Source organism: Nonomuraea sp. NPDC049758 (genome assembly GCF_040674635.1).
Taxonomy (GTDB): Bacteria; Actinomycetota; Actinomycetes; order Streptosporangiales; family Streptosporangiaceae; genus Nonomuraea.
The window spans coordinates 1-13,587 of the sequence record NZ_JBFAMZ010000009.1; the positions used below are offsets into that span (position 1 = coordinate 1).

The following is a 13,587-nucleotide window of genomic DNA, read 5'->3' on the forward strand; positions in this document are numbered from 1 at the left end:
CGGTGAGGTCTCCACGCGCCATGTTCGATGGCCTACCAGGGCCACCGGCCGTACCGCAGGCAATCCCTCTGATCTCAACTCCGTACAGGCCCTAGCAGCAGCCAACCGGAAGCCGCGCGGTCATTGGCCGCGCGGCTTTCGCGTGTCGGCGAGCCCCCCACCCCCCGGCAGCCGGCCTGACGGGCGCCTGGAGTTGGTGTCGGGTTTTTGGTTCATGCTGGTGGTGTGTGGGTGGATCTCGTTGCGGCTGCGGGCCGGTGTGGAGTGTCGGTGGGGTCGGTTCGGCGGTGGGTGGGGGAGGGGTGGTTTCCTCCGGATGCGGCGGGGCCGACAACGATGCTGGGGGGTGATGGCCGACGGGTGGTGCGGTTGGACCGGCTTCTGCAGGTAGAGCGGGAGGTGCGGGCGCGGCGGTGCAACCGCGGGGCGCGCCTGCGCTTGGGATAGGTCAGGCCGCTGCCCTTCCATGCTTGGGAGAGTGCAGCCGCTGCGCCGATCAGGGCGAGGCCGGTGAGGAGAATCTCCTCGATCAGGTGGCGGAGGTCGGCGAGCTGGTGGACGGGTCCGTCGATGAGCTGGCTGAGCCAGCTTAGTGTGTGCGTCACTGGCGCTCTTGCTGCGCTCGCCTTTCATGCCGCCAGGCCATGGTTGAGAAGCTGGCCTATCGATATGGAAGGCGAGCGCAGCAAGAGCGCCAGATCTCAAGTCTGCCACGTGCGGCGTGCAGGTGCGGCGGTGTGACCGGGGGCGCGGTAGCCGGTGCTTCCGGGTGGCTGAGTTGGGGTTGGTTGCGTCGGTCTGGTCTTTTGGGGGACGCTGCGGGGGAGGGGGTGTTGTGTGATGGACGTGCAGGGCGAGCTGTCGGTGCAGCGGGCGGCGGACATGTTGAACGTGTCGCCGGCTTTCGTGGTGAAGCTGTTGGAGGAGGGCGTGATCCCTGCCTGGGTGGATGGCGGTGAGTGGCGGGTGGCGCGTGCGGATGTGGAGGAGTTCCGGCGCCGGGATGATGTGGCGCGGCGTGCTGCTGCGGACGAGCTGGGACGGTTGGGTCAGGAGTTGAACGCCTCTGAGTAGCGTGCCAGAGCTCGATCAGTGAACGTCTGCGAGACGATGCGTTCGCGCGTAGGGTCTGTGCTCTGCGGGGAATGCCAACGATTCGTGTGATGACGGGTGAAGCATGTCTGCTAGGAAGCGCGCGCCGAAGGATGCTCCTACTGAAGGCGGGCAGGTTGAGCTCGCGGAAGCAGATGGGTCTTCATCAAAGAACGCCGTCTTGGTGGCGGTGATTACGGCTGTGAGCGGCGTTGTTGTAGCTGGCATTACTGCTGCTGCAACGATTTTCGGCGGTGGTGATGCTTCCCCTGCGGCTCCGCCCACCGACAGCCCGAGTGGCAGTGTCTCCGAGTCCTCCATTGTGCTTGGTATCACGTCTGTGACCGTAGAGCCCATCAGTCAGCCGAAGGGTAACGTTCGCTACACGCTCATGGGGACAGCCCGGACCAGAGAGCGCGGGATGCTCCGCCACGTCGTGGGCGGCTGCTACGAGACCAGAGCGGGCCTCGCTGATGAAGATGCTCCAGGCGTTGCCTCCTATACCGCCGTGGAGTCCTTCTCGCCTCCGGCGATAGTGAGCGAACGTGCGTCGGCAAGAACGGCTCAGGAGGATGTAGCAGACTGGACGATCATCTGGGATCGCCCAGAACCCAAGGGGAAGCGCTCCATTCGCGTGTTCCTCCTGCTCGACACAATCCGATGTAAGCAATATGGAGGCGACCCAACGGTCGCGCAGTCTGAAGTTGTCGAGTTGCCTCGGGCTGAGCGGGAGTTGCCGCGCAAGGGGCATGGTCTGGCAGTAACGTGGGGCAGCTGACCTGCGATTCTCTGTCATGTCGGGTTTCGAACTGGTGGCGTCTCTCGTGGGTTCTCTCGCCTGGCCTGTGGCGGTGGTGGTCGCGGTGTGGGCACTGCGTCGTCCGTTAGCTGCGGCGATCGGACGGGTGAAGCATTTGGAGGCGGCGGGGGTGGCGGTGGAGCTCGCCGAAGTGGAGCAGGCTCGGGAAGGTGTTGAGGAGGAGTTGGCGCAGGCCGGCACGGAAGGCGCCTCTCTTGGATTCGCCGAGGTTGATGAGCTGGTTAGAAAGGCGGCCGAGTTGGGCTGGCATCTCGGTCGGTCTGCGCCTGAGCTGAGACCGGACGTAGTCGTTGACCGGTCAGGGGAGAAGCCGGTGGTGCGGTCACGCGCTGAAGACGTGCTGAGAAAGGAGGTCGATCTCATGGAGGTGTTGCGGGAATCGGTGCGCGCTGCCACACGGCAGCCGGTGAAGTGGGGGCCGACGCGTCGTGGGTGAGCTTGGTCGAGGGGGGATTGGCTGAGCGAGGGTGCCCCTCCGCCGCTTTGTGATCAAAGTCGATGGCTCACGATAATCTCTCATCGTGAGTAAGAAGCAGTGCCGCTGCTGTCGTCCTCCACGACGTCAACGGGCGAGATGCGTTGGCAGAGGCGTAGCCGGAAGGTTTAGAACGTGGTGGTGGCGTCGGTGATGGCCATCTTCCGCACCTGCTCTGGTGACATTTCCTTCATCCCGCCCAGGTAAGCGCCGCGCAGGTCTACTTCGCGTAGATCCGCGTCTTTCAGGGACGCATTGGTCAGGCTCACCCTGGACATATTTGCTTGCCACGCCACTACCTTGGTCAGGTCCGCGGCCATCAGCTCTGCGTTACGAAGATCAGCCAGAATCATGTTCGCATTGCTTAAATCTACGCCGTTGAGGTTGGCGCCCCTGAGGTTCGTCCTGCCTAACTGGGTATTTCTCATGTCTGCGGCAGAGACCCCGTCAAGACCGAGATCTGCGCCGCTCATGTTCGCGTCATTCAAGGATGCGCGAGTCAAGTTTGCGCCACGTAGATTCGTAGCGATCAGGATTGAGTTGCTCAGGTCTGCACCCCGCAGCGTCGCGGCGGTCAAATTCATGCCGCTCAGGTCTATGCCACGTAGATCAACAGAGGGGAAGCGTACCCGGGCAAGATCGAGTCGGTCGTCTCCGGCAACTGTCAGAGCTCGAGCGATGTTCAGCGCTGTGCGAGTATCAGTCGGCAGCTGTGTTAGCTCAATTCGGAGCCCGGCACCAGCCTCCGAATCCTTCATGCTGCACTGTTTCGGCAGTGGCTGGACACTGCAAGCGTCGTGGTTGCGAACGAAGGCAGCGAGCAGGTTGCGAATGGTAGGACGGTCGCGAGAGGAATCTATGGCGATGCGCTGCAGGGCATAGAGAGCGCCGAGACGTACATCAGTAGCGGGAGAGGCAAGCTGCTCAACGGCTTTCGTGTAGCGGTCAGTGACCTGACCTTCTTGGGTGGCGGCCAGGGTGCGAGCGGTGTAGACGAGGCCGAATGCCGTAAAGATGACACCTACCAACACGCCAACGGTGGTAGCAAGGGAAGTGAGCGCCTGTAGTGGGCGTGGTCGGTGGGCGTCCCACAGCTCCTGACGCTCCTTGACCGTCAGCGTCCGTAGTTCCTCCGCTGTGGGCGCTGCGACCGGAGAACGCCGCAGAAGTAGCCGCCCCAACCACGAGGACTCCTGTGGCTGGGGTAAGGCGGCCGGTGATTGCACTTCGGAGCCGGACCCATCCTCTGTTGGTGTCATGTAGGTCATTGCATCGATCTGGCCCAGGAAACTCCAGCAGGCTTCCCGGCGAGTCTCAGGACATCGGGATCGCCGTCACGACCGCGACCGTGACGGCGGGCCTAGAGGGCATCACTCGGCCCGGCATGCGCCAGCCTCGCGACGGCGGTGAGAGGCGAAGCACGACTACTGGACGATCGCCGAGCAGAGCGGATGGGCATCGAGGTTGACCGCGCTGCAAGAGTATCTGCAGGCGCGGTCACCGCACCTTGCGCATCGTCGGCAAGGGCGACAAGGCGAAGACGCGCAAGGTCCCGCCGGCGGCGGCGCACGCGATCGACGTGTACCTGACCGACCGCGCCGAGCGGGCCGGGGTGGCGGTGGCGGTGGCGGCGCTGACCGGCCCGCTGTTCGCGTCCGCCATCGGCCGGCGCCTCGACCGCAAGGACGTGTACGAGCTGGTCCGACGCATCGGCCGTCCGGCCGGGATCGAGGGACTGCACCCACACAAGCTGCGGCACACCTTCGCCACGCTCGCCGAGGAGGCAGGCGTCAGCGTGAAGAAGATCCAGGAGGCGCTGGACCACGCGCAGTCCTCGACCGCCGACATTTACCTCACCGCCGCTAGGCAGTGGAGGACGACCCCTCCGACCTGGTCGCCGCGTCCATCGAGTGACCTCCGTCCCCACCCGAGTCGGGGATGCAGTCCAGCCGCTGAATAGGAGCCGGAGGAGCGCACCGCGCCGCCAGAGTCACAGTCGTCGGGGCGAGCGATCATGATGACCGCAGCCAGGCGTGGTGTTGGAACACCTTGTGCCGCAAAGGGGGGCCTTAGAAGCGCGAATTTAATAACGGACAAATTGCAGCCTCAATGGGCGTGCGCAATGCAGATCTGGGCCTTGACAGATCTGCGCCAACGAGATACGTGTAAGAGATCGAGCGGGTAGCAATTCCAAGATCAGTCCCACTGTGCACGCGCGTGGCTGGGGATGTATAAGATGGATACGGGCGCCTTAAATACCGTTTGGGATTTAGTAGCAAAAATCGCAGCCTTCATAAAGAGCTGGCCAAAGATCGTCAAGATTAGCGTTTCTCTCTTGATGATTCTCGCAGTTCTTATCTCTGGATTCCTTTGGGGAGTCCGCTCCGCAACCAAACCGGTCCATCTCGGCGGCGTCAAGCTAGATAGCTACTGTGGCTACTATAAACTCGCGGTGAAAAATCTAAAGCTATGCGCCTCTCAGATAGATCTCGATCAAGTCTGCAGGGTCGAGAAGGGAGTGCCGGACGCCGTAAACAAGTTCAAAAGCAGCGATCTCAACAGTGGCATCTGCTACTCCGCTGACGGGAAGAAAAGCCTGGGCGGCATAAGAGATATGCCTGGACACTGTCGCAAGACCCTCGATCTAGAGACTGCTTACGCAACTCCCTCTGGGGGCGTATGGGAGTGCCAGATACCGATAGATCCGCCGGTTGCATGCAATCTTCAATACAATAGAACCGACACGGAAGCTCACTTGGAGCACGGCACGATTCAGTGTTATGGGTAACGTCTTCCCTCGGCCGCCTACACGACCAAGCTGGCCAGCACCTACATGATGGCCATCGTCGTGATCATGTGGGTCGCATACGGCGTTGATGCAGAGGTGCCTACCACGCTGCCCGTGAGATAGCTCCAGACGGCATTGCGATCGAAGTCATTCCGCAGGGGCCCCGATCTATCGTTCGCCACCAGCGCCACTTGCCCCGAGCTGCCACTTGCCGTCGCTTGACAACCGTGTGTACCCTCATGATCAGTCTGGAATTGGTGTCGGTACACACCGGTTTGCAAGCGCGTGCGAGGTTCAGGGAAACCGTTGTAAGCGTCCCTCCCGCACGAACGCGACCCTCCCAACACCTCGGGATACCCCCGAGAGTTCCCCCTGAGACTCAAGATCACGAGCTAGGCCCTGGATACTCCCCGGTCCAGGGCCTTTTCGTATGCCCTCAACCAGCGCAGGAGCCCTCCGCATGAGCGCCGTGCCGACCCTCGGCCGCATCGTCCATGACCAGCTGACCGACGAAGACGCCGATGCCATCAATCGGCGCCGCGACGACTACGAGGCGTTCCAGCGGGGCCGCACTCCCGCGCTCCCCGGCCAGACCGGCAGAGACGGCCACTTCGCGCACGTCGGCTCCCGCGTCATGGCCGGCGACGTCTTCCCCGCCATGGTCGTGCGCACGTCCGGTACCGGCCACGCCAACCTCCAGGTCCACGTGGACGGCAACGACACCTACTGGGTCACCGGCCGGATCGAGGGCGGCCAGCCCGGCACCTGGCACTGGCCGCCCCGCGCCTGACATCTCTCACACCTCGGAGAACTGATCATGTGGTGGCACTCGACCGACTACCTCAAGCGCGACGGCCGCCAGCGCGGCATGCTCGTCCACCGCGGGTTCTGGGCGCACCAGGTGCCGCGCCTCATGCTCTGGTGCAGGCTCCGTGGTCACAAGCCGGTGGTCGACGGGTACGGGCCGACGCCGCCCGGCACCGACGCGGCCCGGTGGGTGGTGTGTGACCGGTGCGGTGTCCGCCCTGACCCGCAAGGCAACCTGCCTGTGAAGCACTTCGACGTCGGACAGCCCTACAACGGCAAGGTGTACACGCCTCAGTTCACCCAGGCCATGCAGGCTCTCGGCTCGACAACGTGGGGGCCCGGCCCGTGGCCAGACCGGCCGACCGGCACTCTCGGCGGCGAGCTCGTCCTCGGCAAGACGTTCGGCGTCTTCTCCGCCCAGCTCACCATCGGCGCGGCCGGGGCCGATCACCCCGTATCCGGGCACATGCGGGTGTGGCCGCTCGGCGCGCTCTACCTCCACACCGAAGCGTTCGGCACGTGGCTACAGCGCCGCCTCGTCCCCGAGGGCTACGAGTCCCGCGTCATCAACGTGTCGATCGGCGAGTGGACGATCCGCTGGAAGTGGTGGGCGCGCGAGAACCACTGGTCACGTGACGACCCATGGTGGATGCACGGCTCCATCAGCCTCGACCTGGTCCAGGCGCTGTTCGGGCCGAAGAGGTACAGCTACGAGACGGTTGAGGGGCCGGTGCTCGGCTGGATCAAGATGCCCGAGGGCGACTCCCATCAGGTGCAGCTCACCCTCCAGCGGCAACGCCTCGGCCGCCCCAGGCTCAAGCGGGCCAAGTGGGCTTGGAGTGTGGACTGGGAGACCCCGAACGGCGGCATCCCCACCAAGACGAACGGCCGGAACCGGATCACCGGCTCGGCCGTGAGCATCCTCGACGAAGCCGTCGAAACCCACACCTGGGACGTGCTCGCGTGCGCGCTCATCGCCCGCCAGCTCAGCGACGAGCGAGCCCAGTACGGCTACTGCGCGCAGAGCACGGAGGGCTGATGCGCCGCATCGAGCACATGCGCTTGCACGCGATCCCGCGCGCAGTCCGCAATCCCAAGGAGCACGACCTCCCCACCATCCGCCGCTCGGTCGAGGAGTTCGGCTGCGTCATCGCCGGCGAGCTGGATGAGCGGACCGGCCGGCTCGTTGTCGGTCACGGCCGTCTCCAGGTCCTTGAGGAGATGGCCGCCGAAGGAGAGTCCCCACCCGAAGGCGTCCTGATCGACGACGACGGAACGTGGCTGCCGCCGATCGTGCGCGGCTGGTCGAGCCGCAGCGACGCGGACGCCGAGGCATACCTGATCGCGAACAACCGCACCACCGAGAAAGGTGGCTGGGAAGAGCGGATGCTCGCCGAGGTCCTGGCCGACATCCGCGACGCCGACCCGGACCTTCTCGCGGCGACCGGCTACACCGACGACGACCTCACCCGGATGGCCGCGGCCGACGACCATCAGCCCGAGGAGGAGCTGCCCGAGCCGGGTGACGCCGACGAGGACGTCCGCCCTGAGGTGTGGGGCATCATCGTCACCTGCGACAACGAGGAAGAGCAGACCCGCCTCCTGGAGCGCCTGGCCGACGAAGGATGGCAGGTAAGAGCGCTGATGTGACCCTTGTGTGACGTCGGTAATTCCTGGCTGGTATTGCTGGCTAGATCTAGGGCGAGCGCGACGGGCGGCCGGGAACTTGGCCCTTCTTCCTAGCGGCTAGCTTTCCAACCACTTCGTAGATGGCAGCCCCAAGAAGGTAAGCTGCGCCGAAGATGATCGGATAAGGCCAGTCTGCTGGCTTCATCGCAAGGCTTGCTGCGTAGGTAATTGCCACGCTCAAAAGGCCAACGGTGATGACATATCGGGCAGCGGAGGATCGGATCCATAGCTCTCGCATGTATGCCGAATCCCACTCGATTGGGACCTGTCGGAGAGCCCCCGCAGAAGCCGCGGCTGCGAATCCAAGCGCAGTTACCAGTTTGAAAAGCTTTCCTGGCCGTTCGTTGATCAGTGCCTGAAGCTCTTCGGCGCGCATTGTCGCCCTATCTGTCCGGCCGTACTGAAGGCGAGCGGCCCACCGGACCACTCCGCGCGCAAGCCAGGGGGAGAGGTCGCACAGCTCATTGACCATCAACCCCAAGCCGATCCCAGAGATGATCTCGATGCTGCTCACCAGCCGCTCCCTGGGAGCAGGCCACTCAAGTGCCTGAGTGCGGCGGATCCGAACGTAGGGTGAGGCTTGAGTGCTGCCGGGCGGCGCTGGGCGAGAAGTGTGCGAGCGGCCAGAGCACCTTCGCCTGTGAGGCGGTAGAAGCGGCGGCGGGGGCCCGACTGGTCGGGGCCCAGTTCTTCCCACTCTCCGCTGATCATGTTTGCATCTTCGAGCCGGTCAAGCACCTTATAAACAGTTGGACCGGCTCGCCCGGTCGCTTTCATGATTGCCCAGCCGTGGATCTGTTCATCAGCGCCTTCTGCGGTGATGAGGATTTCAAGGACGTCCAGGGTGGGTTGCGTGATCCGTTCGATCCCTGCCATGCCACTATCGTACCTAGGTGAAATAAGGTTTGCGGCCCCATTGGAGGACAGGTTTCGTTGCCCTGATGTCCCTACGACTCCGCAGCGGCGCGCCTCCGCATCGCCTCCCGATAGCTCTCCTCTGCCTTGCGGTCGATCTCTTCCTCGCGTTCGCGAAAGTCTCCGGACCAGCCAAGCACGGCAGCGACATCGACGGACGGTTCAGGCAGACGCTGGCGTCGCCGAGTGGCCCGCAAGCAGTCGATGATGTCGTCACACAAGACCTCCCGGACGCGCCGTTCCCGAAGTTCGGGAAGATGGAACGTGAGCCACATCCCATCGTTGAATCCCATCGCCTCGGACGCCTGCTTAACCCGCTGATAAAGCTCGTCGGGAAGATCGAGGCTGGTAGCCATGAGATTGGCTAGTAGGTCGTTCCGTCCTGACAACCATCGATCATGTGCCTCGCGCTCATCCTGCTCCGATGGTTGCCATTCCTCCGACTGTTCGGGCTTCCGTGGATACCTGGCGATCTGGGCCACTATGTCCAAAGCTTCCTTGGCGGACGCTCGCTCCAGAGCGCGGAGCTCTGATGCGTGAGTCTCCTGCCTCTGTCGCGTGAAGAGAAACCATCCACTAAGAATGGTGAGTGATCCACCGGCCACCACGCCGGACATGGTGTTCACAAACTGGATCCAGCTCCACGTGTCTGTAATCGCCACAAAGTCACGGTAGCCGCTAGGAGCGGGGGAGCGAATGCAAGCCGAAATTTCACTGTCGTCGCCCGTCAAACGGAGCGCGCGGGTGCTCCAGTTGCAGGGCCTGTTCGACGTGCCCGTCAGTGAGAAGCTGGCCAGCTCGTGGAGCGTCAACCTGCCCGTCGAGGACAAGTCGTGGAACGTCGGCCTGCTCGTCGGCCCCAGCGGGGCGGGGAAGTCCACGATCGCCCGGCAGCTCTGGCCGGACGCCCTCGTCGGCGCCCAGGAGTGGAGTGATCGGGCGCTCGTGGACGACTTTCCGACCGGCATGTCGATCAAGGACGTCGTCGGGCTGCTCGGTGCGGTCGGCTTGAACTCGCCGCCGGCCTGGCTCAGGCCTTATGCGACGCTCTCGAACGGGGAGGCGTTCCGCGCTGGGCTCGCGCGAGCGCTGGCCGAGTCGGAGGGCCTGGTCGTGATCGACGAGTTCACGAGCGTCGTGGACCGGCAGGTCGCGCGGATTGCCTCGCACGCGGTGCAGAAGGCGGTCCGCCGCCGTAAGCGCCAGCTCGTCGCTGTCACCTGCCACTACGACGTCGAGGACTGGCTGCAGCCGGACTGGACCTACGACGTCGCCGCCGCCGCGTTTACGTGGAGGTCGGTTCAACCCCGGCCAGAAGTCCGACTCTCGATTCACCAGGCGGACCGCTCCCTTTGGCGAGTGTTTAGCCGCCATCACTATCTGACCGCTGACCTGCACCCGGCCGCACAATGCTTCGCCGGATATGTGGACGGCGAATTGGCCGCGTTCACCAGCTACCGGCATTTCCAGCACCCGCGCACGCGGAATCTGAAAATGGCACATCGCACGGTGGTGCTACCCGATTACCAGGGATTGTCGCTCGGCGGCCGGATGACGGAATGGATGGGCCAATATCTGTATGAGCGCGGCTACCGGATGCGCGCCGTCTCCTCCCATCCGGCGCTCAACGCTTACCGGGCCCGGAGCCCGCGCTGGCGCATGCAGCGCCAGGACCGCAAGCTGGGCACCGCCAGCAAGCACGCCTGGATGCATGAACAGTCCCTGGACCCGCGCAGACTCGGAGTGATCTCTTTCGAGTACGTGCCCCCCGCCGCCCGGCTCACGTCACGTTGAGCGCGGCCATCAGGGCCGCCGCCGGATCTACCCGGAGCCGGAAGGGCGATCCGAGGTCATCCGGCTCAGCGTCCCTGACCCGCGACAACGCAGCCCGGGACGCATCGGTCTCGGAAAATCCCCGCTGCCAGTCGGCCGGTGGATCGAACAGCCGCCCCTGCTGGCCCCGCACCTCCAGCAGGCGCACGGCCGGGCTCGGCTCGGAGATCTGCCAGTGCTGGCGGAACGGCCGGGCCCACGGGCTGCCGCTGTCGCGCACGATCTCGCCCAGCACGACCGACCCGAGCATCACCCCGCGGTGCAACGTCCCTACGACGTCCAGCCCGAGGGCGTCCACCCTTTGCATGCCGGCCGGGTCGATTTTTCGCGCGGCGTGGATCAATAGTTTCCCCTGATAAGCGGTCGTCCATGACCGATTCTCGACGTCCTTAAACTGCCGATTTCCATTCTCGTCCACGTATCCGTACACGACGAGGGCGGCCCACGGTTGCTGAATGGTGATCATTTTGACGTGCTGCATTTCCGCAGATTAACCCATTGATCGCGACCACGGATGGTGTCCGTGGTCACAATTCACATATTCGGGGGTTCCCTCATGGCCCGTCCTACTAAGGCCCGAGCGGTCGCAATCGCTGAACGGCGCACCAAAGCCGTCCAGATGAGGCTGGCAGGCGTCCAGTACAAGACGATCGCCGACAAGCTCGGCTACAGCAGCCAAGCCGCCGCCTCGAAGGACGTCACGCGCGCCCTCCAGATGGCCTCTCGCGCCCAGCAGGAGTCCAGCGAGCAGCTCCTGCAAATCGAGATCGACCGGCTCGACCGGATGATGGCCGCCCTGTGGACCTCCGCGTGCGGCGGCGACGTCAAGGCCGTCGAAGCCGTCGAGCGGCTGATCGCCCGCCGCAGCAGCTTGCTCGGCCTCGACCTCCTCAACCGCAACGGCGCCGAGAACAGCGACGTCGTCTCCCTGCTGGGCAACCTGTTCGCGCAGATCCAGGCCACCAACGGCCAAGCCGCGCTTCCGTCCGCCGTCCTGGACGCCGAGGAGGTGGAGGTGGTGGAAGCGGTCGAGGTCATCAGGTGACCGCTCCCGTCTCCCTGTCAGCCAAGCAGGCCCGCTCCATCGCCGAGGCGACCGCCCGCATCAACATCTGGAGCGGCGCAGTCAGATCCGGCAAGACCATCGCCAGCCTCTTGCGCTGGCTGATGTACGTCGCGACAGCACCACGCGGCGGCTCCCTGGTCGTGGTCGGGAAAACGAACGACACCGTGGCGCGGAATGTGTTCGAGCCGTTGATGGACCCCGCACTCACCGGGCCCGTCTCGCGGCGGATCTTCTACAACCGCGGTGCACCCACCGCCAACGTGCTCGGCCGGCGGATCGAGATCGTCTCGGCGAACGACATCCGCGCTGAGTCACGACTCAGGGGAATGACCTGTGCCGGAGCCTACGTGGACGAAGCGACCTTGATCCCTGAAACGTTCTGGGACCAGCTCCTCGCGCGGTGCAGCGTGCCAGGATCGATGATCTTCTGCACGACGAATCCGGACGCGCCCAACCATTGGCTGCGGCAGCGGTTCATCCTGCGGCAGGGCGAGCTCAACCTGAAGTTCTGGCACTTCGTCTTGGACGACAACCCGTCGCTGGATCCGGCGTACGTCAACAACCTGAAGGCCGAGTATTCGGGGCTCTGGTACCGCCGCTACATCCTGGGCGAGTGGTGCATGGCGGAGGGCATGATCTTCGACTCCTTCGACCCCGACCGGCACGTCGTGGACCACCTGCCGCTGATGGAGCGCTGGATCAGCGTGGGCGTGGACTACGGCACGGTCAACCCGTTCGCCGCGATCTTGGTCGGCGTCTCCACACCTGACGCCGACCGGCAGCGCCGTGTCTACCTCGCGGGGGAGTGGCGCTACGACTCCCGCCAGGAACGCCGGCAGCTTACCGACGCGGAGTACAGCGCCAGGCTGGGCCGCTGGCTCGACACGTTCCCCGGCAGTTATGGGCCCGGCACGTCCGGCGTCGCACCGGAGTGGATCGTGGTGGATCCGTCCGCCGCGTCGTTCATCACGCAGTTGCACCGTGACGGGCTGCTTCCCACGATGGGCGACAACAGCGTCCTCGACGGCATCCGCACCGTCGCCAACCTGCTCGCCGCTGACCACCTGCGCATCCACCGGAGCTGCCAGGGCTGGCTGTCCGAGGTCGGTAGCTACTCGTGGGACGACAAGAAGGCCGCCATCGGCGACGACGTCCCGATCAAGCTGGACGACCACAGCATGGATGCCGCCCGCTACGGCCTGCACACCACGCAGGCCGCGTGGGCGCCGCTGCTGGAGCCCCTCCCCGCCTACTGACCATCGGCCACCCGGTCCTCTCCTTCCGTTCCGGATCGCACGCCCTCCGCGTGAGGACAGGGCCGGGCCAAGATCACCTCGACGCAGGAGAGCACGTGACGGTCTACCGCAACAGCTTCGACGGCGGTGTCGCGGGACAGACCGTGACGGTCGCCAACTCCGGAGGAGTCAGCGGCGATCCGTTCTACTCCGCCGACCCCTTGGTGTACGCCAGTTCGCCAGCCCGCGGACTGCTCTCAGCATCGAGCTCGTTCCTGTACTACACGCTGAAGTGGTACTGCGCGTCGTCATTCTTCGGGCCCTGGTACCTGCGCTCCTACATCTACACGCTGACACTGCCGAATGTCGTTGCGCGTATCCAATCGATCGACAGCGGCTCACAGCTCAATCAGTACGTGGCCGTCCGCCCAGATGGCCGACTGGAGCTGTTCACTGCTGCCAGCTCCACGCCTACGTTTCAGTCGCTGGGCGTCACCACAGCGGTCATGGCCACTGGCAGGTGGGTCCGGATCGAGACAATGTGGGACCTCAACGGACCTGCAGAGACCAGGTTGTTCAACGACGCGGACGCTGCCACACCTACCGCCAGCGTCTCCGGCAACCTCAACGGCGTGTATGCGGCGTTCAGCACAGCGAACTTCGTGACCCCTGACGGATGGTGGATCGACGACGTCGCCGTGAGCGACCAGGGGTGGATCGGCTCCACCGTGCCGGCCTCGCAGGGCAGCCGCCTCGTACCCCCTCTCGCCAGCCAGCGGGCCAGCCGCTGGTAGCAGACCGAACTTTTTCGATCGTCCGCCCCGCACCTACAGCTGGGGCGGGCCCGCTCCGCACGCCCTCACGTGG

16 protein-coding genes are annotated in these 13,587 nt (G+C 64.6%); 11 read left to right on the plus strand and 5 right to left on the minus strand.

From position 1 onward, the window contains the following. Positions 1 to 840: 840 nt before the first annotated feature. Both AB0J46_RS23810 and AB0J46_RS23815 read left to right on the plus strand, forming a co-directional pair. Positions 841 to 1,074 carry a helix-turn-helix domain-containing protein gene (locus AB0J46_RS23810; RefSeq protein WP_364335468.1) on the plus strand — a complete coding sequence of 78 codons (234 nt, stop codon included), beginning with the start codon at positions 841 to 843 and terminating at the stop codon, positions 1,072 to 1,074. Between the two features lie 812 nt (positions 1,075 to 1,886). After that, a complete protein-coding gene (locus AB0J46_RS23815) occupies positions 1,887 to 2,348 on the plus strand; it encodes a hypothetical protein (RefSeq protein ID WP_364335470.1) in 462 nt (153 codons plus the stop codon). A gap of 167 nt (positions 2,349 to 2,515) precedes the next feature. On the opposite strand, the gene AB0J46_RS23820 is transcribed toward AB0J46_RS23815, so the two are convergent. Further along, positions 2,516 to 3,418: a pentapeptide repeat-containing protein gene (locus AB0J46_RS23820; protein WP_364335472.1), complete on the minus strand. Its 903-nt coding sequence runs from the start codon at positions 3,416 to 3,418 to the stop codon at positions 2,516 to 2,518. 476 nt (positions 3,419 to 3,894) lie between these two features. Between AB0J46_RS23820 and AB0J46_RS23825 the strand changes: the two genes are divergently transcribed. The 5 genes from AB0J46_RS23825 (at position 3,895) to AB0J46_RS23845 (ending at position 7,632) form a co-directional block, all read left to right on the plus strand. Beyond that, complete coding sequence (locus AB0J46_RS23825) at positions 3,895 to 4,347, plus strand: tyrosine-type recombinase/integrase (RefSeq protein ID WP_364335474.1); 453 nt, start codon at positions 3,895 to 3,897, stop codon at positions 4,345 to 4,347. A gap of 276 nt (positions 4,348 to 4,623) precedes the next feature. Then, entirely contained in the window at positions 4,624 to 5,175 is a 552-nt protein-coding gene (locus AB0J46_RS23830) for a hypothetical protein (protein WP_364335476.1), read from the plus strand. Between the two features lie 460 nt (positions 5,176 to 5,635). Next, complete coding sequence (locus AB0J46_RS23835) at positions 5,636 to 5,965, plus strand: hypothetical protein (protein ID WP_364335478.1); 330 nt, start codon at positions 5,636 to 5,638, stop codon at positions 5,963 to 5,965. Between the two features lie 27 nt (positions 5,966 to 5,992). Further along, the gene (locus AB0J46_RS23840; RefSeq protein ID WP_364335480.1) at positions 5,993 to 7,021 is read left to right on the plus strand and encodes a hypothetical protein; all 1,029 of its coding nucleotides are present in this window, start codon (positions 5,993 to 5,995) and stop codon (positions 7,019 to 7,021) included. After that, a complete protein-coding gene (locus AB0J46_RS23845; protein WP_364335482.1) occupies positions 7,021 to 7,632 on the plus strand; it encodes a hypothetical protein in 612 nt (203 codons plus the stop codon). Before AB0J46_RS23840 ends, AB0J46_RS23845 begins: the two co-directional genes overlap by 1 nt. 46 nt (positions 7,633 to 7,678) lie before the next feature. Here AB0J46_RS23845 and AB0J46_RS23850 read toward each other — a convergent pair whose 3' ends face one another. The 3 genes from AB0J46_RS23850 to AB0J46_RS23860 all read right to left on the minus strand — a co-directional run bounded on the left by AB0J46_RS23850 (position 7,679) and on the right by AB0J46_RS23860 (position 9,248). Further along, positions 7,679 to 8,185 carry a hypothetical protein gene (locus AB0J46_RS23850; protein ID WP_364335484.1) on the minus strand — a complete coding sequence of 169 codons (507 nt, stop codon included), beginning with the start codon at positions 8,183 to 8,185 and terminating at the stop codon, positions 7,679 to 7,681. Continuing rightward, the gene (locus AB0J46_RS23855) at positions 8,182 to 8,547 is read right to left on the minus strand and encodes a helix-turn-helix transcriptional regulator (protein WP_364335486.1); all 366 of its coding nucleotides are present in this window, start codon (positions 8,545 to 8,547) and stop codon (positions 8,182 to 8,184) included. The genes AB0J46_RS23850 and AB0J46_RS23855 overlap by 4 nt, the downstream gene beginning before the upstream one ends. Before the next feature lie 71 nt (positions 8,548 to 8,618). Further along, complete coding sequence (locus AB0J46_RS23860; RefSeq protein ID WP_364335488.1) at positions 8,619 to 9,248, minus strand: hypothetical protein; 630 nt, start codon at positions 9,246 to 9,248, stop codon at positions 8,619 to 8,621. Positions 9,249 to 9,330: 82 nt separating this feature from the next. Here AB0J46_RS23860 and AB0J46_RS23865 point away from each other — a divergent pair, with 82 nt between their 5' ends. Beyond that, a complete protein-coding gene (locus AB0J46_RS23865; RefSeq protein WP_364335490.1) occupies positions 9,331 to 10,380 on the plus strand; it encodes a GNAT family N-acetyltransferase in 1,050 nt (349 codons plus the stop codon). Here AB0J46_RS23865 and AB0J46_RS23870 read toward each other — a convergent pair. Next, complete coding sequence (locus AB0J46_RS23870) at positions 10,367 to 10,900, minus strand: hypothetical protein (RefSeq protein ID WP_364335492.1); 534 nt, start codon at positions 10,898 to 10,900, stop codon at positions 10,367 to 10,369. The genes AB0J46_RS23865 and AB0J46_RS23870 overlap by 14 nt on opposite strands. A 138-nt stretch (positions 10,901 to 11,038) precedes the next feature. On the opposite strand from AB0J46_RS23870, the gene AB0J46_RS23875 reads away from it, so the two are divergent. The 3 genes from AB0J46_RS23875 (at position 11,039) to AB0J46_RS23885 (ending at position 13,514) form a co-directional block, all read left to right on the plus strand. Beyond that, a complete protein-coding gene (locus AB0J46_RS23875; protein WP_364335494.1) occupies positions 11,039 to 11,464 on the plus strand; it encodes a hypothetical protein in 426 nt (141 codons plus the stop codon). After that, on the plus strand, positions 11,461 to 12,741 hold the full coding sequence (locus tag AB0J46_RS23880; protein WP_364335496.1) for a PBSX family phage terminase large subunit: 1,281 nt from the start codon (positions 11,461 to 11,463) through the stop codon (positions 12,739 to 12,741). Before AB0J46_RS23875 ends, AB0J46_RS23880 begins: the two co-directional genes overlap by 4 nt. A 95-nt stretch (positions 12,742 to 12,836) precedes the next feature. Then, a complete protein-coding gene (locus tag AB0J46_RS23885) occupies positions 12,837 to 13,514 on the plus strand; it encodes a hypothetical protein (RefSeq protein ID WP_364335498.1) in 678 nt (225 codons plus the stop codon). The last annotated feature ends 73 nt before the right edge of the window (positions 13,515 to 13,587 follow it).